The sequence below is a fragment of the Granulicatella sp. HMSC31F03 genome, from assembly GCF_001807725.1.
Taxonomy (GTDB): Bacteria; Bacillota; Bacilli; order Lactobacillales; family Aerococcaceae; genus Granulicatella; species Granulicatella adiacens.
Window position 1 is genome coordinate 42,396 of sequence record NZ_KV790871.1, and the last position, 22,876, is coordinate 65,271.

Consider the following 22,876-nt stretch of genomic DNA (forward strand, 5'->3'; position numbering starts at 1 on the left):
CCCTTAGGTTTAATTGGTTGGTTATAAGATGTTTTGTCCAACCGCTTTTTCAACATTTTCTTGAATTCTTGATTTTCCAATTCCTAAAGATCCTTTATGGTTTGGAATAAGGATGATGGCTGGTGAAATTTCTGCATCATAACGACGAATTGTTTCCGGAATCTGACTAGCAATAGCTTCCGTTACATAAATAATCCCAAATTGATCTCCAGCAAGTTCATCAATCGTCTTGCGTGCACTTTGCGCTTCATGGCAAGGATACACGTCAAACCCTAAAATTTTAAAAGGAAGGATGGAATCTTTGTCGCCCACTACGGCAATTTTATGAGACATAAACTGGTCGCATCCTTTCTCTTAATTGTTCTTCAGTAAACTCATTGTCCACACCTACTAGTAATAGACGAAGGTTTTTTACTTCCATCTCTAACGCATGAATATACGCAAGACTTGGCAGCGGTCCAAATGGTTCAAAAGTCGCTTCTTCTAGAATGTGATAAATCAATTCTTCTTTTAATAATTCCAATGCAAAGACTGGATGTTCTTCCTGTTCTAAAATCGCAACAATCTTGTCATAGTATGGAACGTGACGATATAGGTTAATAAGAGCCTCTGTGCCCTTTTCAAGCACTTCATCGATTAATAATGTCTTATCGACTGTTCCTTCGCTAGACAATACCCCAATTAAGAATGAGCGTGATTGTTTTTGCTTTGCAGCACGGATTAAGATAGTGATATTCTCCAAATCAATCATAATGTTCACGATTTGATGGATGACTTCTTGATTCATAGTACGGTCGATGAGTCGAAGATGTTTGAAATAGTAGCGATCCATAAATACATCGGCAGCTTCTAGGCGTCCAAAGTTTTCAAAATCAGCATACGCTTCACGAACACCTTCAATCATAATATCTGGTACATCGAGTGAATCTTGAGTTTCGACTAATTGATTTAAGGTTTCGAAAGAATAACGACCTAACGGAACACATAAATGCTTTAAGTCTTTTCCAGAGAACTTTGATTTCAGAAGAACTTTTAAATTATGGTAAGTGTAACGAATCGAGAATACATCAAGCAGTGATGCATCCGGAATGAGTTCTAACACCTCATCATAGTTGCGCTTCAAATGGGCATCTAAGACTGGATCGAACTGTCTTGATTCGAGAACTTCTTGTACATCTACCTCATAACTTGTCTTTTGCAAGGCTTCTAATGCTTGTTGTAAGGATTTAGATACGAGAATCCCATTCAATTGTTCCTTGGACAGTAATTGCTGTTCAAGAATACGAACGGTCGTATTCACTCCTGAATAGGCTAAATCATTCATTCCATCCCTCCTTACCCAATGAATGCTTTTCTAGCTAAGATAGGTGAATATTCTTCTTTTAAATCTTCAATTAATGCTTCGAATAAATAGTTATATTCGATACCTTCTTGTTTCAACACAAATCCTGCTTTCTTTGGAAGAGTTGCTGCGTCGATTTGGACAAAATTAAATTGCAAAGTTAACGCAGTTTTGTCTTCATCGCTCAAACGAGAAACAGTTTCCTCTCCAAAAGTAAGTGTTGTTTGTTGTTGTTTTGGTAATTTGCGAATAGCTGACTCGATAAAGAGACGTAATGTTTCCCCGCTCCAGGTAGACATTACTTGTAGAACGTCCTCAAATACACTCTCAAGAAGTTCACGTTTAACGCGCAAGACTTCTTTTTTACTTGCGTTCAAAATAGTCTGTTGCTCTTTTTCGTATTGTGATTTTGCTTCTTGTTTTAATGCAGTTTTCTTCGCCATTTCTTGTTGCGAATATTGTGCATTCATTTGATTGATACGTTCTTCTTGTTCTTTAGTAGCAACCTCAATTCGCTGCTTTGATTCTTTTTCTAAATCCGCTAGAATAAGTTGTTTTAGTTGCTCTAAATCTTTCAAGAATACCCCTCCTCTTAACCTTTGTTAATGATAATTAAGATAGAAGCAAGTAATCCTAAGATTGCGTAAGTTTCAACCATTGCGGCAAAGATAATCCCTTTAGTTGATTCTTCAGGTTTTTTCGCTAAGATTTGTACACCTGCTGCTGCTACTTTACCTTGGGCAATCCCTGAGAATAAACCAGTGAATGCGATTGGTAAAGCTGCCATGAATAAGTATAAACCAGCTGCTAAAGTCATTGAAGCTGACATGTTAATCATGATGAAGAAGGCAACGATAAATCCGTAGATCCCTTGTGTACCAGGTAATAGTTGTAAGATTAATGCTTGAACGAATTTTTCAGGTTGTTCTTTAATTAAGGCAGCAGCTGCTTCACCGGCAATCCCTACCCCTTTCGATGATCCAATCCCTGAGAAGATAATGGCAATTGCCATCCCTAGAGCAGCAAAGATTTGACCTCCACCATTTTCAGCGAAAAATGTTAACCAGTTTGTCATAATTATATTTCCTCCATTTATTCTGATTTCTGTTGTTTCATATCAACGTATTTTTCATATGTTTTGAACGGTTTTAATGCGTGTCCGCCACCGTCGTAGAATTTACCAAAGAATTCAACGAACTGTAGACGTAAGCCGTGAACGTAAGCTCCAAGGAATGAAAGGAAAATATTCAACCCTTGTAAGGCTACGATTAAGAAGATACCTGCTGTAAAACGTGCAACTGGTGGAAGGAATCCTACCAACATATTGAACGCACTTGCGATACTTCCCCCTGATACAGCTAGAGCCATTAAACGCGTGTAACTCACGACGTCTGCTACGTATCCACTAATTCCGTACAAGTTATATAGACCGCTCGCTAAACCTCCCCACTTGTTTTCGCTCGTTAGGACAGTTACGACTACAATCGCAACGGCTGCGATAATCGCAATCGATGAACCGATTGTCGCAATCCAAGAAATATTGAGTACCATTGAGCCTAATACATAAAGAATGATACCTGTAATAATGGCTAACCATCCAAGATGACTCGTGTAGGCATCGGCATATGCTTTTTTCTTTAGATTTGAGTAAGCCCCAAGTGATAAGCCGACCATAATCTGAATAACCCCGAAGATAATCGATAAGATCATAATCGTAATAAGGTCATTTGAGAGTGATAGTGGCTGGAATGGTAAATCCGCACCAAATGCTGATCCAAATATAATCCCCCAAATCATAACGGGGTAGCTTAATAAGTGGAAGAACTTCAAGTTGCGTTTCATTCCTTTATCAAAATGGAAGAACTTCAACATGATGAATGTTCCTAACCAGAGAAGTGCTCCGTATCCTAAGTCCGCAGCCATCATTCCGAAGAATGCAAGATAGAATGGCGCAGTATAAGGAGTTGGATCTAATTCTCCGTATTTTGGTAATCCATACATTTCTGTTAGGTTTTCGAATGGTTGTAAGAAGGCGTTGTTTTCTAACACCGTTGGCACTTCTTCGTACTCCTCTTTAGAAATTTCGAGTGGAAGGAAAACATACTCTCCTTCACCTAATTTTTCTTCTAATTGCATTTCTACTTCTTCTACTGCTTTAGTCGTCATCCAACCTTGAAGAACAAAGACATGTTCCCCATTCACTAATTCATTTTTAGCTTGTTCTTTTTGTAATTCGTTATAGGTAACTTCGGCAGAAAGCTGTAACTTGCGAAGAAGATCTTTTTCTTCTTGTAAGTCGTCTAACACTTTCTTTTTAGCCTCAACAACGGCTTTTTGCGTTTCCAGATTTTTCTTTAACTCAATAGAAGGAGCTTCCTCAAAGGCGTACCATACAATACTGAAATGTGCTTTAGCAAGTTCTGTTTTGGCTTCTAATTGTGCCTTTCTTGGATAGGTCACAAGAAGTCCGATTTCCTCACGCGTATGATACACTTCATGAACAGAAATCAATTCACTGTTCTTCAAAATTTCTAAGTATGCATTATCCACTGCTTGAGGAATGACACCCATCTTTGTCTTCGTATAAGGATGTTTGAAAATATCTTTTGGATAAAAATCAAGAACACTCCACTTACGTAACAGCGTTTCTTTTTCTCTCAGTTCTTTTAATTCATCCTCTTTTTTGCGTAAAGAAGAACGAATATTTTCAACATGTTGAACGAGCTCATCCGTATTCCACTTTGAAACTTCCTCTTGAAGTTCAGAGAGTGTAAACTGTTCTCTTGCAATTTTTAACTTTTGAATCATTGAAGGTTGCTTTTGATTTTTTTCAACAAAAGCAATCGCTGCATTAATTCCTTCGAACTGTTGTTGAAGAGTATTTACTTCTTGTTCATCAGCATCTTTTAAAACGATGGATTTTTGTATAAATAGTTCTTTTGCCTGTTCTAGCGAGGTTACTTCTAAAGATTGTAATTCTTGAATAGCATCTAATAAGTCATTTTGCTTTTCTGTAGGAGCAATTAACATGACTTTATTCATTTTAGCTATCGCCATATCTCTTCAACACCTCCTTCACAGTATCCTGAACTAAATCCTGCTTCAGATTATTGAAACGTTCTGTTAACGCATGAATTTCTGCTTTTTCTTCCTCTTTCACTTTCGCTTCAAAAGCCACTCTCTTTTGTTGATTTTTTTCTTTCAACTCCTTAACGTAAACTTCTAACGATTGTTCCATATTCGATTTTGCTTCATTCACTCTTTGATCTGTTGCTGCTTTCGTTTCAGAAAGCTTTTCGTCGAATTTTTCCTTCAACGCTTTCGCTTCAGATTCAATCGCTAAAACAGAATTTAGAATCTCTTGACTCATGTGACACCTCCAATCCATTCGTTTTCACGAATAGTAAAATGCTTTCCTTTCCATTATAAACTTTCTTTTGCTAGGTATCAAACGATAATTTACCAGTATTCTCGGGCAAAATGAAACTTTATAAATAGGAAGAAACACATCTTTTTTTTGAAAATTTTTCTTTTCCATTGCTTTTTAGAACATTTGTTCGTATAATAAATATGCAAACAAATGTTCGGAGGTATCGAAAATGGAACAACGCAAAACACCATTCACATCATTTATCAAACCATTATTAAACAAATTACACGTTTCTGAAGAAGAATATGAAGAACGAGACATCTTCTTTAAACCAACTATCATGCCACTGATTGATGTAGTGGAACAAATTCACCATAGTTATTATTTTAAGACACCGATTGTTCTTCACTTCGAAAAATATGACAATGCTGGGAATTTGATTACTTTTACTAAAAACGGATTGATTAAAAGTCCTATCCAAATGAATAATCACTTTGTTTTCTTAGAGCAAGAAACTGGGATTACCCATATTCTCAATGTAGAACAAATCGTTGCTTGCATGGAAATCGATTAACAAAAATACCATATATGGTATTTTTCTACTTCAGTTAAACTGAAAAAGGAACTCACAAACACTGTGAGTTCCTTTTTTATTCGATATTGCAAAACTTTTAATGGAAAAAATAATACTGCTAAATCAGAGTTTTATATCATTTTTTAGAATGGATTATTATTTAAAGAGCACTGTTTACCCCCAAATCCTTCGCACTGTGAAGGATTTTCCAACGGTCCATTTCTGAGCGCGATGCCTCGTATCCTTTTATAAAATCGGGGCGAATAAGCGTGCAAATTTTTGTTTGAATTTTTTCCATCGGGATTGTTTATCAAAATAATCTTTAGTTGCAATTGTACAATTATGTAAGTCTTTTAGAAAGTCTGTTTCTACTTGTCTAGCGACTTCTTCATTATAAATGAACGCATTGACTTCAAAATTTAATCGGAAACTTCGCATATCAAAATTAGACGTTCCAACCGTCACTAGTTCTCCGTCTACGATCATTGTTTTGGCATGTAAAAATCCATTTTGGTATACAAAGACCTTTACTCCGGATTGAATAATTTGAGAAGCATAAAATTCTGTTGCACGGTATACAATCGGATGATCTGGTTTACTTGGAATCATAATGCGAACATCCACCCCAGACAAGGCTGCAATCGATAAGGCTTCCTGAACGCTTTCATCGGGAATGAAGTAAGGGGTTTGAATCCATACAGATTTTTTTGCCATGGAAATCATCTTTATAAGTCCTAATTTAATCTTTTGTAAACTAGCATCTGGTCCTGTTGAGACGACTTGAATCGTATTTTGCCCCATTGACTCTACCACGGGGAAATATTCAGGAATGAACTCTCTTCGTTTGTCTTCATATACGGCAGCATTCCAGTCGATGAAAAATCGTGATTGTAGCGAATATACCGCATCTCCCACAATTCGTAAGTGAGTATCTCTCCAATACCCGAGTTTTCCTTTTCCTAGATATTCATCACCAATATTAAATCCACCAACATACCCTATTTTTCCATCAATCACAACAATTTTACGGTGATTTCGGTAATTGATACGCCAGTTAATGAATCCTAACGAATAACCAAAGAAGGCAACCGTATGTCCACCTGCATCATGCAGTTTTTTCCAAAATCCCTGTCTAGTCGTACGAGCTCCTAGGGCGTCATAAATGACGAGCACTTCAATTCCTTCTCGTGCTTTTTCAATTAGAAGATCCATAATTTCATGCCCAATCGTATCATCATTAAAAATGTAATATTGAAGGTGAATATGATGTTGGGCCTGCTCAATATCTGCCTTTAACTGAGCAAATTTATCTTCTCCTGACACGTACAGAGTCACTTCATTGTTTTCTGTAATAATGGCATCATCGGTTTCTAAAAAGAAGGAAGCTAAATCTTCTTGATATTCATTTTTAAAACGAAACTTGGGAGCACCTATTTTTTCTTTGGTTCTTTCTAAATCTCTTTGTTGCTGTTCGACCAATTCTTGAAGGCCAACTGTTTCTTGAGATTTCATATTAAAAATCCGTTTTTTCCGAATTCTTCTTCCAAAAAAGAAATAGATAATAAATCCAATAATCGGTAGCATGATAAGCACAATAAGCCAGCCCCAAGTAGCCGCAATTTCTCTGGGCTCCCTAAACACTGTGATGACTGCCCCAATCGTATTCGCAAGAATGATGAGGTAAAGGAATGAAGTAATAAATTCCATACGCTCTCCTTTCTTTATTTAAATAAAAAAGACCACGACGAATCAAGGCCTTTTTATTTTTAATTAATCATTTAATAGATGAGATTGTTCTCTACGTGATAAGAAGCGAGTTCCTTTTGGAATATAAACATCTCTTTTTACGTAAATAAGTGTTACAAAGATGAGTAAAGTCACAGCAAGCGTCACTAAAAAGTTCGTCCCAAATCCGAAAACGCCTTGAGCTAAACTCACTTTTTCTGCAGAAAACACTGTTGGAGCTCCAATTCCAGTAGCAATCACATGGAATCCATAACTTACAATAGTTGCAATTAAACTTGCTGTTACAACATTTAATGTAGTAGACGACGTACGCGCATTAAACGCTGTACGGACCGTGTTTCTAGCAAAGAATCCTGAAAGACCTACAAAACCATAGGCCATGAAGGAATCATGTAGAGAAACAACGAGGAATCCTGCTCCTGTTGGATGTAAGAATACATGGAGTAATCCAAAGAGGACACTCGCAATCGTTCCCCAAATTAATCCTTGTCTTAGAGACACAAAAATTAATGGAAGAATCGCTAAATCCACAAAGAAAGGTAGGCTTTCTTGAGGGATATAGGATAGAGCTACTGAAACCACAACAGCTCCTAATACTTCAAGTAAGATTTTTACTGCTTTTGAATTCATTCTAATCTCCTTAAAAATCGTTATTTTTTATAATTAGAGGCTTCCATAATCATTGGTAAAATGACTGGACGACGTTTCGTTTTATCGAATAGATAACGGCTAAGAGCATCACGAACCTCTTGTTTTAATCTTGGCCATTCGAAATCTTCACTTGCCAAGTTTTCTTCAACAACATCTGTTACAATTTTTTGAGCTTCCGTTAGTAATTCCTCACTTGTTTTCATATATACGAATCCACGTGAAATAATTTGAGGGCCACTCAAAATCTTACCTAGTCTTCTAGAAATCGTCACAACGGCAACAAAAACACCGTCTTCTGATAGAATTTTACGATCTTTTAGAACGATATTTCCAATATCGCCCACGCCGATTCCGTCGACCAATACATTTCCTGCTGCTACTTGACCAGAAGCATTCATTTGGCCATTTTCAATTTCTACGACATCCCCTTTTCCAGGAATGAAGATGTTCTTATATGGAATTCCTAATTCATTCGCTAATTCCGCATGCGCTAATAAACTACGATACTCCCCTTGAACCGGAATGAAGAAGGTTGGTTGCAACAAGTTAATCATTAATTTCAAATCATTAGGAGTTGCATGGCCACTTGCTTTTTTACTGTTTGCCATTTCAAACACTTCCGCATCTGCACGATAGATTAAATCCTTCGTACGAGCAATTTGAGTTTCCATCGCAACTGAAGGAGTCGTTGCAATATACACTAAATCTCCTTCATGCAAGTTTACCTGACGATGACGTCCTAATGCCATTTTTTGAAGAGCTTTAATTGGCTCTCCAGCATTTCCAGTTTCTAAAATGACAAGTTCATTATCTGGTAATTTTTTCATTTGATTGAAAGTAATAATCAATTCTTTATCAGGAACTGTTAATTTATTCAGACTCAATGCGATATTAACAATTTCTTCCAGTTCTGAACCTGTTAGGAAAATTTTGCGTCCAGATTCATATGCTGCATTGATGACTTGTTGAATCCGTAAAATATTACTTGCTACACAAGCTACCACAATACGACCTTGCGCATTTAGGAAAGTTTCTAACATCGCTTCAGCAATTTTACGGTCACTGACATTTTCAACAGGACTTTCCGCATCACTTGAATCGCTTAATAGAGCAAGAACATAGTCTTCCCCAACATCTGTAATACGTCCAAAATTCGTTTGATATTCCACTGAAGCACTTTGATCGAATTTGAAGTCCCCTGTATATACGATATTTCCTTCGCTCGTTTTAATCACAATCGCCAATGAATCTGGAATCGTATGGGTTGTTTTAAAGAATTTAATCGTAGCACTTGCAAAGTCAATTTCTGTATTTTCAGTAACTTCGTGGTAGTCATTAAATCCTTTCACTAATTTCGAAGATTCAACATAGTATTTCGCTAATGCAATCGTTAATTTTGAACCAAAAACGGGTGCATCAATATTTTGTAAGAAATAAGGTAATGCCCCTACCGCATCGGCATGTCCGTGCGTTAAAAACACCCCTGCAATTCTCTCTTTGTTTTCTTCTAAATAACTGAAGTCTGGGATGACAACATCAATCCCTAGTAATTCATCTTCCGGATAAACTAAACCGCAATCTAGCACGAAGATGTCTTCTTCAACTTCAACGGCATATAGACTTTTACCGTTTTCTCTCACGCCACCTAGTGCGATGATTTTAATTGAACTCATGATTTACCTCTCATTTTCTTTTATTTACAATTATTTCTTTTAGGCGGACTTCACCACCATATATGCTCTTTTAGAATACCATAATTGTCGACATATTGCGAATTTCAAAGTCCTTCCACGATGCTCTTTTAGTGTGCATTAGAACTCTTTCATTCATTCCTTCGATTCGAAAAAAAATCCTTTTAAAAGTCCTAAGCTTCTTACTTTGTTAAAGCAAAAAAGACCGAGAAACTCTCGGTCTTTCCTTTTACTGTTCTTGTACCTTGTCAATCATATCTTGAATCGTTTTTTGATTATAAAATCGAATTTGTTCTTGGATTTGTTCTTCTTGTAGTTTGCCCATAATTTTTCCCATTCGAGAACTTACTAGGCAAGAAGGGTCTGAAGCGTCTTTAAACGTTTTTTCTAGGCGCGCATCTTCAGAAACGAGTATAAAGATATCTCCTAATTTTATTGTAGAGGGATCTGAAATCCATTGATATCCACCCTGTTTTCCAGCAGCTGTACTCACCCATCCTTTTTTCACAGCTAAACTCATGAGCTTTCTGACAATAGCCGGATTACTACAAGCGTTAAAAGCCAGCTCTTTACTGGAATAACGATTATCATGATGAATCGCTAAATAGGTTAGACAATGAATCATTACGATGAAGTCATTTCCCATTAAATCACCTATTGAATCATTCCGAATACATCATTCAATGCTTCAGCCATTGTTGGGTGTGTAAAGATTTGATCGCGAAGAACTGTGTAAGGTAAGTTTGCATTCATTGCAGTTGCAATAATATTAATCACTTCATGTGCTTCTTCTGCAAATAATGTTGCACCAACGATTTGGTTATTTGAAGCGTCCACTAACACTTTATAGAATCCGACTTGGTTTCCAATAATTTTAGCTTTTGGAATCGCCATTGCAGGGAGTTTGGCAACTTTCACTTCGATACCAGCTTCTTTTGCTTGTTTTTCATTTAAACCAACGCTTGCTAAAGGTGGGTTAATGAACGTTGCTGTAGGGAATTTCGCACGTTGTTTCGTTGAATAGCTTGTATCCCCTGCTAAGAAGCGTTTAACGATACGGAAATCATCTAATGATACGAATGTGAATTGTGGTCCACCGTTCACATCACCCATTGCAAAGATATGAGGGACATTTGTTTGTAAAAATTCATTTACTTGAATCGTACCACGTTCGCTTACAGTCACTCCTGCTTTATCTAAATCTAATCCTTGAATATTTGCACGACGTCCTGTTGCTACTAAAACCGCATCTGTAGTAAAGGCTAAAGGTGTTCCTTCTCCCGTTACCGCTTGAATGATTACTTTTCCATCTTCTTGGTGAACATTTTTTAATTGAATTCCTAAGTTAAAGGAAATCCCTAATGACTCCAATTGCTCTTTAACAGCTGAAGATACATCATCATCTTCACGAGGTAAGAATGTATCAAAGACATCCACTACGGTCACTTTTGTCCCGAATTGAGCATAAGTTGCCGCAAATTCTAATCCAATAAATCCACTACCAATGATGACTAGGCTCTCAGGATATTCTTCCACATCCATAATTGTTTCGCTAGTATGAATATTTCCTCCAATCGTTAACCCTTCTACTGGTGGAACAAATGGTGTAGCACCTGTATTAATAAAAATACGTTCTGCTTTAAATAATTTTTCTCCTTCTGCAGTCTCTACAGCTACAGTATGGTCATCCACAAAACGAGCAGTTCCGTCAATAATGGTTGTTTTTTCAACAGAATCTACTTTATTGTAGTTCGCTTGGTTTAATGCAGAAATTAAAGCCTTTTTCTCTTGAACGCTCTTTGCATAATAAGTACTTGCTTCTTCTGTTGAATATTGTTTACGAGCAGCTTTTGTCGCTAATTTTTTAGTTGGAATACATCCAACATTAATACAAGTACCTCCGTACATTGCTTTTGATTTTTCAATAAGGATTGTTTCTTCTCCTTGACTTCCTAAATAACCGGCTAAAGTCTTTCCAGCTTTACCGAATCCGATAATAATATTTTTCACTGAAGTTGTCATATAAATCACCTTTCTAACTGTAATTATTTTTATTACACTTTGGAGTATACACTGTTTTCCAAAAATTTCAAAAGAATCTGCTCACAGTTTTGAAAAAAATTTAAAAGGCACCTACATGACGTAGATGCCTTCCTCATAAACGTTTATAAAAAAGATTTTAATTGGGTCACTAATTGCTCTAACGCTTCGCCTTTTGGTTGATACTCCTCAGATGACATTTCATCCCAAGGAACCCACCACACAGGACCTCGACCATTATGACCATAATCCTTCATATCTCCTGATTTTCTTGGAAATAGATGCCAATGGACATGCGCATCTCCATTTCCCAGTAATTCGATATTCATTTTTTCCGCATGAAATGCCTTTGCAACAGCTTCTTGCACAATACTCATTTCTTCGAGAAATTTAAGTTTTTCTTCTGGTTCCATTAGATGCAATTCCGTTACGTGTTTTTTTGCAAGGAACAAGGTGTATCCTTTAAAATACTGTCCATCCCCTATCACTACATAACCTGTTTCAAGTTCTTTAACAAAATGCGGATTTCTTCCTTGTTTGATCAATTCAATCCGCTCACAAATGAGACACATTTACTTACCCCCTATAGCTTTCTCAGCTCTTTTTATACTGTCTGGAGTAAATTCTCTTTTTTCAAAAATAAATGAATTAATTTCGGTAGTCCCCGTCATGTAGCCTTCATTATCCACATCCTTAATAGTGATAGTGATATGAAGTCCTTTTGGCCTAGTTTCAACCGATACCGTTTTTAGCAACGTTTTCCTTTTCCCTTGATATACATAATCTAAATAGAACGGAGAAACACTTCTTTCTGATTTAGAAATGTCTACTGCTCCTTTTGTTCTAGAATGAGCTGCTAATTTTTTTAAATACACTCGATCCTCTGGAGAGTTAATGTCGTTCTCAGAATATTCACCAATAATCAATTCTTCTATATTCTGATTTGATTGATTGATGATTTCATAAGAAAACAAAGCATCATCATTATATTTTGGACGAATAAAACTAAACAAAACCCATAGAAGCCCCAGTAATACAAGGCCTATCGCAAACTGTAAAATCAATTTAAATAGTCTTTTTGAACCCAATGTTTTCATTTCACACCTCGATTAAATGAATGTCGGTTGGAGTTTTGCTAATAATAGTGATGGCTTCTTAATTTGCGCATACTATCGAACTATTTTCTTACTCATTGGATAATGGTTTATAAAATGAGCGGTTATCTAAACCAAATACGCGTTCTGAGAATGCTCCTGGTTCTGTTTTATCGAGTGCATTCGACATCATTGTAATCGTCGCATCTAATAAGTCGATATGGTGCAGTACCTCAGCTTCAAGTAGTTGTGGTCGAACTGGAGACCCGTATTCTAACTTTCCATGATGTGCTAACACTAAATGTTTCAACAAGAGAACTTCTTCTTGATTTTCGTCAATTCCTAGTTCTTCGCAAGCTTTTGTAATCTCTTCGTCCATAATCACGATATGCCCGAGTAAGTTCCCTTTCAAGGTATACTCTGTTCCAATAGCCCCTGATAGTTCCATGGTTTTGCCGATATCATGAATAATAACGCCCGCAAATAATAGTGAACGATTGATTTGAGGATATTGACCTGCAATCGATTTAGCTAAACGCAACATGGATAATGTATGGTAACTTAGCCCTCCTACAAAGGCGTGATGATGACGTTTAGCTGCTGGATATTCAAAAAAGGCTTCTTGATATTTCCCTAGAATATTATGGACAATTCTTCTAAAATACGGATTTGTAATCTCAAACATTAATTGATTGAATTCTTCTTCCATTTCTTGTTTCGTCATCGGAGCGTGTTCTACAAAGTAGCTTGCAGAAGTCGGCTCTCCTTTTGACGCATCCGTTAGACGAAGACTCACAATTTTGACTTGCGGAGAATTATTGTATAGTTCCCGTTTTCCATTTAAAAGAACCACTTTTCCTGGAACATATTTTTCAATATCTTCAGAGGTTGCGGACCAGTACTTTCCATCCATTTGACCAGACTGATCTTGGAAGGTAAACGCAATAAAAGGTTTCCCATTTTTTGCCATTCGTACGTCCGCAGATTTAATAAGTAGGAAAATCTCAAAGCTGTCATCTACATTATATTCATATAATTTCTTTGTCATAAATTGACCCTCTTTCTCTTTAGCTCAACTTTAGAATGTTCTCTTTTGAAATTTCTGTAGGAACTTCCGTAGTAAAGTAAAATACTTGTGTTACACGAGATAGCTCTTCCATTAATTCTATCATAATCGATAGCCGTTCTCTATCAAAGTTTACGAATCCATCGTCAATCAGAACCGGAATTTTCATTTTCTTAGCTAATTGGAAAATAAAGGCAAATCGAATCGCAATATACAATTGGTCCAATGCCCCTTTTGAAAGATAGAAAGCTTCCATCCACTGACCATTTTGCTGCTGTACTTTCGCCTGTGTATCGCTCAAATGAATCTTCGTATATTGTCCCCTTGTTAATCGGCTAAAAATACGACTCGCTTCCTCTACAATCAATGGAACTTTCGTCGGAACCTTTTCATCTAGTTGCTTTAAGATCCATTTTGCAGCATACACTTGAGTTGCCCAATCCTTCATCGCTTCCTGAGCTTCGAATCGTTCAAAGTCCGCTTCCATTTGAAGATCTTCTACCTGCTCATCTTCTTCCAATAGTTCCGCCTTTGTTTGGAGACTTACTAGTTGGTCTCTGACTTCTTTACGTCTACTTTCCAACTGCGCCTTCGTGAAAACCTCGTCTTGAAGTTCTTCTTCAAGCGTTTCACGTTGCAAGCTTTCTTTTTCATCACTCGAGAAAATAGCGACTTGCTTTTCAATATAGGCTCTTTTTTGCGACAAGGCTACTCGATGGTCCAGAGTTGCCAGGTGACTTCTAAAGGCTTCTATCGTTGTAATGCCAAGAGGACGCAAGCTATTTAGCAATTCCTCTCTTACTTCTGTTGCATCTTGTTCTAATTGCGCTAAATGTTGCTCTTTCTTCAGGATACTTTCTTGGAGTTGTTCCATTTTAGCTTCTCTTTTTTGAGAATTCATCCATGCCTCACGAATGATTCCTAGTTGTTGCTGGACAGTTGCCGGTGCAGTGATCTGTTCATTTTTCCAGAAGTCTTGAATTTCTTCTTTAAATGCTGAAAGTCTTTCTTCCAACTGATTCCACTGTGCCTTCTTTTGTATGAAATCATTAACATTACGTCCTTCGTTTCGGCTAATAAAGCGTTTGGCATCTTCTAAGGTCACCTCAATGCCTTTATCCAAGAGAATTTGTTGAACACGTTCATTCTCTTTTTTGCTCTTTGGAGAAATGACTTGTCCGTTTTTTTGTAAAAAGAAAGCTCCTGCAACCCCAAGACCGCTAGCAATGATCACACTCACTAGCACTTGATTGGTTAAAAATCCAACAACAATCATCACGATAATCCCAATCAGCCCTATGAGTATTTCTGTTCGCATCGATGTAGTAGATTGATTTTCCCTTTGCATTGCATCGAATTTGGCGAGTTCGGCCTCTGTAAAGGGTTGAACACCTTCTCTTTGAACACCGATATTTCCAGGATGAGTCTTCAACTCACGTTCCAATTCAAAGGTACGTTCTTCAATAGCAGCCACACTTTGAGCTTTTGTATAAAGTGCTTCAAGCTCTGTGTCTTCTGTAGCTTCCCCTAGAGTTTGAACTTGGTCTTCTGTTCGTTTTAACTCTTCTTTTGTCTGTTCGATTTCTTTTTCAAACGAACGTAAGCAATGATTCGCCTCTATCGCCTTAGAATGGTCATATTCTTTTGGTAACTCGTACTGTCCTTCAATTGCGCGGTATTCTTCCAATGCATCAAAATAGGTATGCTTTTCTTCTAAAGCATCTATTCTGTTTTGAATCTTGGAAAGTTTTGTCGTCAATTCCTCTTCTTCTTGTTGGAGCCCTTTAATAGCATGAAGATATCCTTCATAGAGTGTATTCTCGCTTTTTGTTTGCGACAAACGATTCGTTAAGTCCTCGAGTCGATCGATTCGCTCATTGAGTTCTAGTTTTTTGGCTTGAGGTCGGTATAGTTTATTCGCATCGTTCAATAGACTTTGACTCTGTTCATATGCCCCTTTATGTCCCATGACACTGAGACTATATAAGAAACGATGCATTTCTTCTTCATTACTAAAGACGTTTTGTTGTAACTCCTCCTCATTAAATCCAAAAAGAGAATGGTACTCACTCAATGTTAATTCGTGAAGGATGCGCTCCAGCATAGACTCTGGTAACGCCTGACCCGTTTCGGCCGATTTTAATACTAATTTCTTTTGAGAACCTACTGCAGTTCTTTCAATGATGAGAGACCCTAGTCCTTCATCTTCAATCCACATTCGCCCGCCCCGCGTATTCGTATGAAGTGGCTGATAAGGATACACCCCATTCTTCTTTTGCTTAAAATCAAAGAGCATTTGTTCGATAAATCTTCGAATGGTCGTCTTCCCAGATTCGTTCAGCCCTTGAACGACTTGTAAGTTCGGATGGAAGGTAAACGTCTCATGTTCCCATTTTCCAAAATGATCGATTTCGATTTTTGAAATATACATTAACCTTCCTCCCTTCCTAAAAAGCGAGCTTCTAATAAACGCATCGCACGTTCGTGAATCTCTTCTTGAACATCTTCTTGATGGAGAAACTCACTCATCCATTGATTCGCAAACCCGCTCTTTGCAATCTCCATTTCGGAAAAAATCGTAGAATCCTTCTCCCCTACTAAAGAGATTCCAGAGACGCCGCGTAAAGGCTCTATCATTCGCTCTCTAATACTCATTACACTCACAAGTGAGCCTCTTTCTTCCAATAAAGAATTCACTTCTTGTGCGAGTTGCTGCAACTCTTCTCTTGTAAACAGCGACTCTTGTATTTGCAAAAAGACTGTAACGAGGCTACGTTTTTCTACTTTTGGAAGATCCTCTACAATGAGATAAGGAACAGTTTCAAAACGAGCACTTTCTGTAATCCTTATTGTGACGTCCATCCAATCCATTGTACTCGTCTCAATAAAGTGAATCTGTGGAGGCCGCCCTGAAGTGATTTCGACTAAAAGCGCTCCTTTTTCTCCACTCTCAGATCGATCAGCTCCCTGTGTTGTTCCACTATACCAAGCACATGGATTCTGTGATACTTCTTGGCAATGATGAATATGCCCTAGCGCCCAGTAATCATAGTTTTTAACTCTTAATTCAGGAATTGAAAAAGGAGCATAGCGCCCACTGGAAGAAGTCACCTCACCATGTAAAACCCCAACATGAACATCACAGTGTGGACTCTTGATAGGATACTCTTGTACTTTTCGTTCAGGGATAACAGGAATATCATAACTAAATCCACTAAAGGCCACACGTTCTCCCGTTTTTGTCTCTAGTTCAATTGTTTCAACAGTACTTCCAAAAGTATAAATGTGGTCTCCTGACACATAAGGAGTCCCCGCATCATGATTGCCAAGCGCTACAACGACAGGAATTCCAAATGGTGACAGGCGATTCAGTTGCTGTTGAAGAAACAACTTTTCTTTGATAAAGGTCCGTTGGCTATCCAATAAATCTCCTGATAAAACAAGTGCATCCACTTCTTCTTCAATGGCTTTATTTACAACTGTTTCAAAAGCATCAAAGGCAGCCTGTTTTAACTCCCTTGCGATCTCACGATGATTCTTTCCAATGCCTGCATAAGTAATCCCCAGATGGACATCTGATGCATGGATCAATTTGACCATTCTAGTTACTCCTTTCTTTTCTTCAAAAAAAGCATATTTTCCTGAACCGTCTTTCGTGCGTTCAAAGAAAATATGCTTTGGATCGATTCTTATTAAAACCGTTTGATTGAACTATTTACCATTATAAAGCTCTTGAAGTGGATTTGTAATGATACGGTTAATGTCTTGCATAATTGTATTCAAGCGTTGCTCCGCTTCCATTAATGCTTTAATATATTCATTTTCGCTCACTTTTTGTCCTAATTCTTGAGCTTTTTGAATATCTTCTTCCGTAATTTCTTGTCCTGAATATTGTTTTTGTTGTAATTCGATATTCACTTGACGGAATTCATCGAATAATGCTTTTGCTGTTTCATCTGCTTCAATGGCTTCGAAGCTTGCTTTAACTGTTTTGAATTCTGCTAAATCACGCAAATCACGTTCTAATTGGTTTGCTGTATCATAAATATTACTCATCTTTCATCCTCCTGATTGTTTTATTTTATTATAACATATCGTCGTCTACTACACTACAAATACGAACGTACATTCGTACTATCGATTTTTAAATTTATTCCAGATATTTTTTCCCCATTCCTGAAGTTGATTCCAGATTTGTTCTCCAGTCTTTTGGGCATCCTGAATAAAATTATCTAGCGTATTATTTTGATTTTTCTGATTTGCTTGTTTGGTTTTTACAGGCTCTACATTAAATGCCGTATTGGCTGTATATTGCAGTAAGCCTTCCATCTCTAGTTTAAAGAGTGGACCTACCCCTTCTCTACTAGAAGCTGATAAGGAATAATTTCCGGATTGGTCATACCCCATCCAAGTTGCCACCACTACATCCGGCGTGTATCCAATCATCCATTGGTCCCTAGAACCATTTTCATTATTAAGAGCTTCTGTAGTTCCTGTCTTTCCGGCAATAATTTTACCTGAAGGGGAAAATGGAGCTCCTAGCCCTTCTTGACCATAGACTGTTAGAAGCATGCTTGTCATCTTCTTAGCTACTTCTTCAGTTGTTACACGATTGTCTTTAACCGCTGTATTATCAACAATGACTTTCCCGTTTGCATCTACAATTTTAGTAACAAAACGAGGTTTCGTACGAACACCTTTATTGGCAAAGGCTGTATAAGCTGAGGCCATTTGGATTGGAGAAACCCCTTTTGTAAGTCCTCCTAAAGCAATTCCTAAATATTCATCTCCTGGATCGGTTTCAATTCCAAATTGATGGACTTTTTCGATTCCTTTTTTCAAACCAATTTTATCTAATAACCATACTGCAGGAGCATTCCAACTTTGGTTCAAAGCTTCTGTCATCGTCACAGTTCCTTGATACTGTTTATTCCAGTTTTCTGGAGTATATTTGTCTGACCCATAAGAACGTTTCTCATCCACGAGTACAGAATTCGGTTGGTATCCTTCTTCCAGAGCAGAAGTATATACAGCTAATGGTTTAAACGTAGAACCGGGTTGTGCTTGTAGTTGAGTGGCACGGTTAAATCCTCGGAAGGTATGTTTCTCATTCGTACGTCCTCCAACCGTTGCTAGGACATCCCCATTTTGTGGATCCATAGCTACAGAAGCCGCCTGAGCAATCGTTCCATCACTAGCTTTCGGGAATAACCAACTATTGGAGAAGGTTTCTTCCATATCTGCTTGCATCTTTTGGTCTAAGCCTGTATATATTTTATACCCTTTATTTAGCAGTTCTTCTTCACTAATCCCATAATTATTAGTAATTTCGTTAATAACGGCATCAAAATAATAAGGATATTTATAACGAGAGTTTGCTACATAAGCGTCTTGAACCGTAATGACTTCCGCCCCAGCTTTATCCGCTTCCTCTTGCGTAATTTTTCCATTAGTCACCATTAATTGTAACACTGTAGCACGACGTTTCACCGTTGCTTCCATATCATCGATTGGATTATACACATTAGGTGCCTTTAAGCTTCCGGTTAATACGGCAGCTTCACTAATCGTTAAATCTTTGGCACTTTTACCAAAGTAACGTAAAGACGCATTCTCAATTCCGTATGCACCGTTACCAAAGTAGGCATTATTTAAATACATCTCTAAAATTTGATCTTTCGAATATTTCTTTTCCAGCTCAAAACTTAAAAATAGTTCTTTTGCTTTTCTTAAAAACGTCTGATCTTGTGTTAGAAAGGCATTCTTAGCCAACTGTTGGGTGATGGTACTTCCTCCACCTGTGACACGACCGCGATTGAGTAATAACCCAAATGTGGCACGTAAGAACCCCATTGGATCAAACCCATGGTGATCATAGAACCGCTTATCCTCGGTAGAAACGAGGGCATTAATCATATTTGGAGAGATTTGATCGATGGTCACAAATTCTCCTTTGTTGATGTTTAAAACTCCCGCTTCTTGATTATTGCGGTCATAGACTTCTGTTACTTGTACCATCCCAGCTCTTAAACCACTAACATCAGTAGTTTTAGCGGTATAGACTAAAAATGCTGAAAATGCCGTAATAGCCGTAAGAATGAGGACAAGAATTAATTTCGTCACATGGAATTTTCTCCAAAAACGACGAATGGCTAACATAATTTTATGATTCCAAACTCTTTTTATAATCGATGGTTGTGTAGGCTCTTCTGTATGACGATGTTCGACTGTCTCTTCTTGTTCTTGATCATGTGTCACGTGATCGACATGATCTTTTTCATTAAATTCTTCGTTCATACAATCCTCCTTTTAAATTGAATCTATTATACTGTACCACAAAAACTTTTAAATCCACATAAAAGTTTTTGACCTTTTACAAAAAATTAAACGATTCTTCTTTTACATCCCAGTCTTTCTACTATGTCCCATAAAAGAAATAAAGGACGAAGGAAATCTCTTCCTTACGTCCTTATGATGTCATACTGCAAATAGTCTTTCTAAATCTTCATTACTAAACGCTTGGCCTTCTGGTTCGTTCACACGTTCAATTGTTGCTCCTAAAGCACGCAATTTTTCATGGAATTCAAAGTATCCACGGTCTAAGAACTGTAATTCTGTGACTCTTGTATATCCTTTAGCGACCATACCCGCAATAATTAATGCCGCCGCTGCACGTAAATCCGTTGCTTTTACTTCTGCACCAGACAAGACAGATGCACCCGTCATCACAGCTGTGTGAGAATCAATTCGGAATTGAGCTCCCATACGACGCATTTCTTCTAAATGATTGAAACGGTTCTCGAAAACTGTTTCCGTCATCGTACTAGTTCCTGTTGCTAGTAATTGGGCAATCGTCATTTGCGCTTGCATATCTGTTGGAAATCCTGGGTGAGGTAATGTTTTCACATCGGTAGGTTTCAATGAATCTGGGCCAATCACACGAATGCCATCTTCCTCTTCAATAAATTGAACACCCATTTCCCCTAATTTAGAAATTAATGGTTGATTGTGCTCCGCAATTGCATCTTCAATAAATACGTTCCCTTTCGTTACCGCTGCTGCGACCATGAAAGTTCCTGCTTCAATACGGTCAGGGATAATTGAATGGATGGTTCCATCTAAACGTTCCACCCCTTCGATACGCATATTTTCAGTCCCTGCACCTACAATTTTAGCACCCATTTTATTTAAAATATTAGCTAAGTCTACGATTTCTGGCTCACGAGCTACGTTTTCTAAGTGAGTAGTTCCTTTTGCTAATGTTGCGGCCATCATAATATTTTGAGTGGCACCTACTGATGGGAAATCTAGGTAAATACGAGCTCCATGAAGTTCGTCTGCATGCGCTTCAATATATCCCTCTGTTTGAACGATTGTTGCTCCCATCGCTTCGAACCCTTTTAGGTGAAGGTCGATAGGACGACTACCGATGGCACAACCACCTGGCATCGCCACACGCGCATGTCCAAAACGAGCTAATAGTGGTCCCATCACAACGATTGACGCACGCATTTTGCTCACATATTCAAAAGCAGCAGTCGTTGTAATATCTTTTGTAGCATTCAACGTAATAGCTTTTTCTTCTTCATCAAATGTGCTTAATACGTTTAGGCTTCCTAATACGTTTAACATCATATGTACATCTGATAAGTTCGGTACATTTGTTAAATGAGTAACGCCTTTATCTGCCAAAATACTTGCTGCTAAAATCGGTAATACCGCATTTTTAGCTCCTTCAACTTTTACTGTCCCTTGAAGTCGTGTATCGCCACCGCGAACGATCATCTTTTCCATGAAATAACCTCCGAAAACTCAATCCAATTACTGTATCACATTTTGAATATACTGATTTAAATAGTCTGATAAATCGAATATGACTTTTGCTATACTTGCGCCCATCCAAATGGCGATAAGTAAAAAGAGGATTCGTGCTTCTTGTACGCGCCCTTTTTTCAGGATTTTTTCAATTTGAATTCCTTGAAGCGCCCAGTAACTCAGTACAATAAAAGCAATAATTAACGTCATTCTAACCATCAATGTTACTTGAATCATACGTATTCCCCCAGTCATATACTGCCTTTCTATACTACCATATTTGACCATTAAAAAAAAGCAGGAGATATCTTCCTGCTTATCCAATGAAGTAAAAACATCCTAGTCTAATAAGTGCGGCTAAAATCAGGCTTAAAAATAACGTTTTTTTAGAGTCTTGAATGAATATTGCTAGTAGAGTCATCCCTAAAAACAGAATGGGGATTGAACCTAATATTAGAGGATGAATTCCTCCAATCTCAAAGAGTAAAACTGCCTTGATGCAGAACATTAATAATACAGAAGGCCACATCATCCTCACTAATATTCGTCCTATAAAAACGCAGTTTCGGCTTCGAACTAGTATCAAAAGTCGCATGCTCTCATACTCATTAATAAAATACATCAAAATAAGAACTTCCATTACCATTAAGAAAACACTTAAAAGATGCCCAAAAAGAAAGGTAACGGGTATAAAGCTGAAGTGAGCCTCGATATAAAACGACGGTAATGGATGAAACAAATTCCATACTATTAACAAACCAAAAAGATAGAGAATCCACTCTCGAATTGGAAATAACTGTTTCATTGAAGAATCAGCTTCCCTTCTTCCATCAAATATTCCTTATCAAACTGTAATTCGGCTAAATTATCATGAGCAGCAATCACAATCGATTTTCCTTCTTTGTGAAGCTGTTGGACTAGTTGATGAAACTGTTGAAGTGATTTTTTATCTAGTCCTCGAGTTGGCTCATCTAATAAAATTAAATTTTGATCCTCCATCACAGCTTGAGTAATCCCCATTTTCTGACGCATTCCAACGGAATATTTTTTCACGTGAACTTTACTATCAAAATCTAAATCAAAATTATTCACTATTTCTCTAATTTTTGATTCATTGTAATTTTTATTGATAGATGCTAAAAATTTAAGATTCGTTTTTAAACTACTTTCTTCCATGAACGCTGGATTCTCAATCAAAGCTCCAATTCGTACATTACTATCTAAAACAACTTCACCTTTATCCGGCTCCAAAATATCACAAAAAAGCTTAAATAAAGTAGACTTTCCGCATCCATTAGCTCCTACAATATGAATAAGCTCTCCTTGTTCAATTTTGAAATCAACCTCTTCTAAAATCACTTGAAAGCCAAATTTTTTGGATACATTTTTTAATTCTAACATGAGTACCTCCCCTTCACTCTCGTAATAGAAACAATATCGTAAAATAAGATGTTAATGAAAATAGGATAGAACCAATAATAGCCATA

At 37.4% G+C, this 22,876-nt stretch carries 22 protein-coding genes; 1 reads left to right on the forward strand and 21 read right to left on the reverse strand.

Features of this window, described 5'->3' with window-relative positions:
- Positions 1–21: 21 nt before the first annotated feature.
- The 6 genes from HMPREF3106_RS08595 to HMPREF3106_RS08620 are packed head-to-tail and all read right to left on the reverse strand — an operon-like array spanning position 22 to position 4,712.
- Positions 22–333: a V-type ATP synthase subunit F gene (locus HMPREF3106_RS08595; protein ID WP_070436861.1), complete on the reverse strand. Its 312-nt coding sequence runs from the start codon at positions 331–333 to the stop codon at positions 22–24.
- Positions 323–1,324 (reverse strand): V-type ATPase subunit, encoded by a 1,002-nt coding sequence (locus HMPREF3106_RS08600; protein WP_070445900.1) that lies wholly within the window; start codon positions 1,322–1,324, stop codon positions 323–325. The genes HMPREF3106_RS08595 and HMPREF3106_RS08600 overlap by 11 nt, the downstream gene beginning before the upstream one ends.
- 11 nt (positions 1,325–1,335) lie before the next feature.
- A complete protein-coding gene (locus tag HMPREF3106_RS08605) occupies positions 1,336–1,920 on the reverse strand; it encodes a hypothetical protein (RefSeq protein ID WP_070445903.1) in 585 nt (194 codons plus the stop codon).
- 14 nt (positions 1,921–1,934) lie between these two features.
- Positions 1,935–2,417 (reverse strand): V-type ATP synthase subunit K, encoded by a 483-nt coding sequence (locus tag HMPREF3106_RS08610; protein ID WP_005605008.1) that lies wholly within the window; start codon positions 2,415–2,417, stop codon positions 1,935–1,937.
- Positions 2,418–2,434: 17 nt separating this feature from the next.
- Entirely contained in the window at positions 2,435–4,399 is a 1,965-nt protein-coding gene (locus HMPREF3106_RS08615) for a V-type ATP synthase subunit I (RefSeq protein ID WP_070445906.1), read from the reverse strand.
- Complete coding sequence (locus HMPREF3106_RS08620) at positions 4,386–4,712, reverse strand: hypothetical protein (protein WP_070445909.1); 327 nt, start codon at positions 4,710–4,712, stop codon at positions 4,386–4,388. The genes HMPREF3106_RS08615 and HMPREF3106_RS08620 overlap by 14 nt, the downstream gene beginning before the upstream one ends.
- Positions 4,713–4,941: 229 nt before the next feature.
- On the opposite strand from HMPREF3106_RS08620, the gene HMPREF3106_RS08625 reads away from it, so the two are divergent.
- Complete coding sequence (locus HMPREF3106_RS08625) at positions 4,942–5,286, forward strand: hypothetical protein (protein WP_005605005.1); 345 nt, start codon at positions 4,942–4,944, stop codon at positions 5,284–5,286.
- 246 nt (positions 5,287–5,532) lie between these two features.
- On the opposite strand, the gene cls is transcribed toward HMPREF3106_RS08625, so the two are convergent.
- From cls to HMPREF3106_RS08705, 15 genes are all read right to left on the reverse strand, one after another.
- On the reverse strand, positions 5,533–6,993 hold the full coding sequence (gene cls, locus HMPREF3106_RS08630; protein ID WP_070445911.1) for a cardiolipin synthase: 1,461 nt from the start codon (positions 6,991–6,993) through the stop codon (positions 5,533–5,535).
- A gap of 63 nt (positions 6,994–7,056) precedes the next feature.
- The gene (locus tag HMPREF3106_RS08635) at positions 7,057–7,662 is read right to left on the reverse strand and encodes an energy-coupled thiamine transporter ThiT (RefSeq protein WP_005605001.1); all 606 of its coding nucleotides are present in this window, start codon (positions 7,660–7,662) and stop codon (positions 7,057–7,059) included.
- Positions 7,663–7,682: 20 nt separating this feature from the next.
- Entirely contained in the window at positions 7,683–9,356 is a 1,674-nt protein-coding gene (locus HMPREF3106_RS08640; RefSeq protein WP_005605000.1) for a ribonuclease J, read from the reverse strand.
- A gap of 247 nt (positions 9,357–9,603) precedes the next feature.
- Positions 9,604–10,020 carry an RrF2 family transcriptional regulator gene (locus tag HMPREF3106_RS08645; RefSeq protein WP_070445914.1) on the reverse strand — a complete coding sequence of 139 codons (417 nt, stop codon included), beginning with the start codon at positions 10,018–10,020 and terminating at the stop codon, positions 9,604–9,606.
- Between the two features lie 8 nt (positions 10,021–10,028).
- Entirely contained in the window at positions 10,029–11,396 is a 1,368-nt protein-coding gene (locus HMPREF3106_RS08650) for an FAD-dependent oxidoreductase (RefSeq protein ID WP_070445917.1), read from the reverse strand.
- 143 nt (positions 11,397–11,539) lie between these two features.
- Entirely contained in the window at positions 11,540–11,986 is a 447-nt protein-coding gene (locus tag HMPREF3106_RS08655; protein ID WP_070445920.1) for an HIT family protein, read from the reverse strand.
- On the reverse strand, positions 11,987–12,511 hold the full coding sequence (locus tag HMPREF3106_RS08660) for a hypothetical protein (protein WP_070445923.1): 525 nt from the start codon (positions 12,509–12,511) through the stop codon (positions 11,987–11,989). It abuts the gene before it with no gap.
- A gap of 88 nt (positions 12,512–12,599) precedes the next feature.
- The gene (locus HMPREF3106_RS08665) at positions 12,600–13,556 is read right to left on the reverse strand and encodes a 3'-5' exoribonuclease YhaM family protein (RefSeq protein ID WP_049555809.1); all 957 of its coding nucleotides are present in this window, start codon (positions 13,554–13,556) and stop codon (positions 12,600–12,602) included.
- A gap of 19 nt (positions 13,557–13,575) precedes the next feature.
- Positions 13,576–16,005, reverse strand: a complete 2,430-nt coding sequence (locus HMPREF3106_RS08670; protein ID WP_049555810.1) for an ATP-binding protein — start codon at positions 16,003–16,005, stop codon at positions 13,576–13,578.
- The gene (locus HMPREF3106_RS08675) at positions 16,005–17,174 is read right to left on the reverse strand and encodes a metallophosphoesterase family protein (RefSeq protein WP_070445926.1); all 1,170 of its coding nucleotides are present in this window, start codon (positions 17,172–17,174) and stop codon (positions 16,005–16,007) included. The genes HMPREF3106_RS08670 and HMPREF3106_RS08675 overlap by 1 nt, the downstream gene beginning before the upstream one ends.
- Positions 17,175–17,285: 111 nt before the next feature.
- Positions 17,286–17,630 carry a YlbF/YmcA family competence regulator gene (locus tag HMPREF3106_RS08680; protein WP_070445929.1) on the reverse strand — a complete coding sequence of 115 codons (345 nt, stop codon included), beginning with the start codon at positions 17,628–17,630 and terminating at the stop codon, positions 17,286–17,288.
- Between the two features lie 78 nt (positions 17,631–17,708).
- Complete coding sequence (locus tag HMPREF3106_RS08685; protein WP_083281649.1) at positions 17,709–19,871, reverse strand: transglycosylase domain-containing protein; 2,163 nt, start codon at positions 19,869–19,871, stop codon at positions 17,709–17,711.
- Between the two features lie 180 nt (positions 19,872–20,051).
- Positions 20,052–21,368, reverse strand: a complete 1,317-nt coding sequence (gene murA / locus HMPREF3106_RS08690) for a UDP-N-acetylglucosamine 1-carboxyvinyltransferase (protein WP_005604981.1) — start codon at positions 21,366–21,368, stop codon at positions 20,052–20,054.
- Positions 21,369–21,395: 27 nt separating this feature from the next.
- The gene (locus HMPREF3106_RS08695; RefSeq protein ID WP_210384833.1) at positions 21,396–21,644 is read right to left on the reverse strand and encodes a DUF1146 family protein; all 249 of its coding nucleotides are present in this window, start codon (positions 21,642–21,644) and stop codon (positions 21,396–21,398) included.
- 546 nt (positions 21,645–22,190) lie between these two features.
- Positions 22,191–22,790, reverse strand: coding sequence for an ATP-binding cassette domain-containing protein (locus HMPREF3106_RS08705; RefSeq protein WP_049555814.1), 600 nt, complete (start codon positions 22,788–22,790; stop codon positions 22,191–22,193).
- Positions 22,791–22,876 lie beyond the last annotated feature (86 nt).

Bases quoted from the DNA above. Each gene is read 5' to 3' on its own strand.
- HMPREF3106_RS08595 (WP_070436861.1), bottom strand. From the start codon at position 333: ATGTCTCATAAAATTGCCGTAGTGGGCGACAAAGATTCCATCCTTCCT.
- HMPREF3106_RS08600 (WP_070445900.1), bottom strand. From the start codon at position 1,324: ATGAATGATTTAGCCTATTCAGGAGTGAATACGACCGTTCGTATTCTT.
- HMPREF3106_RS08610 (WP_005605008.1), bottom strand. From the start codon at position 2,417: ATGACAAACTGGTTAACATTTTTCGCTGAAAATGGTGGAGGTCAAATC.
- HMPREF3106_RS08615 (WP_070445906.1), bottom strand. From the start codon at position 4,399: ATGGCGATAGCTAAAATGAATAAAGTCATGTTAATTGCTCCTACAGAA.
- HMPREF3106_RS08620 (WP_070445909.1), bottom strand. From the start codon at position 4,712: ATGAGTCAAGAGATTCTAAATTCTGTTTTAGCGATTGAATCTGAAGCG.
- HMPREF3106_RS08625 (WP_005605005.1), top strand. From the start codon at position 4,942: ATGGAACAACGCAAAACACCATTCACATCATTTATCAAACCATTATTA.
- cls (WP_070445911.1), bottom strand. From the start codon at position 6,993: ATGGAATTTATTACTTCATTCCTTTACCTCATCATTCTTGCGAATACG.
- HMPREF3106_RS08635 (WP_005605001.1), bottom strand. From the start codon at position 7,662: ATGAATTCAAAAGCAGTAAAAATCTTACTTGAAGTATTAGGAGCTGTT.
- HMPREF3106_RS08640 (WP_005605000.1), bottom strand. From the start codon at position 9,356: ATGAGTTCAATTAAAATCATCGCACTAGGTGGCGTGAGAGAAAACGGT.
- HMPREF3106_RS08645 (WP_070445914.1), bottom strand. From the start codon at position 10,020: ATGGGAAATGACTTCATCGTAATGATTCATTGTCTAACCTATTTAGCG.
- HMPREF3106_RS08650 (WP_070445917.1), bottom strand. From the start codon at position 11,396: ATGACAACTTCAGTGAAAAATATTATTATCGGATTCGGTAAAGCTGGA.
- HMPREF3106_RS08655 (WP_070445920.1), bottom strand. From the start codon at position 11,986: ATGTGTCTCATTTGTGAGCGGATTGAATTGATCAAACAAGGAAGAAAT.
- HMPREF3106_RS08660 (WP_070445923.1), bottom strand. From the start codon at position 12,511: ATGAAAACATTGGGTTCAAAAAGACTATTTAAATTGATTTTACAGTTT.
- HMPREF3106_RS08665 (WP_049555809.1), bottom strand. From the start codon at position 13,556: ATGACAAAGAAATTATATGAATATAATGTAGATGACAGCTTTGAGATT.
- HMPREF3106_RS08670 (WP_049555810.1), bottom strand. From the start codon at position 16,005: ATGTATATTTCAAAAATCGAAATCGATCATTTTGGAAAATGGGAACAT.
- HMPREF3106_RS08675 (WP_070445926.1), bottom strand. From the start codon at position 17,174: ATGGTCAAATTGATCCATGCATCAGATGTCCATCTGGGGATTACTTAT.
- HMPREF3106_RS08680 (WP_070445929.1), bottom strand. From the start codon at position 17,630: ATGAGTAATATTTATGATACAGCAAACCAATTAGAACGTGATTTGCGT.
- HMPREF3106_RS08685 (WP_083281649.1), bottom strand. From the start codon at position 19,871: ATGAACGAAGAATTTAATGAAAAAGATCATGTCGATCACGTGACACAT.
- murA (WP_005604981.1), bottom strand. From the start codon at position 21,368: ATGGAAAAGATGATCGTTCGCGGTGGCGATACACGACTTCAAGGGACA.
- HMPREF3106_RS08695 (WP_210384833.1), bottom strand. From the start codon at position 21,644: ATGACTGGGGGAATACGTATGATTCAAGTAACATTGATGGTTAGAATG.
- HMPREF3106_RS08705 (WP_049555814.1), bottom strand. From the start codon at position 22,790: ATGTTAGAATTAAAAAATGTATCCAAAAAATTTGGCTTTCAAGTGATT.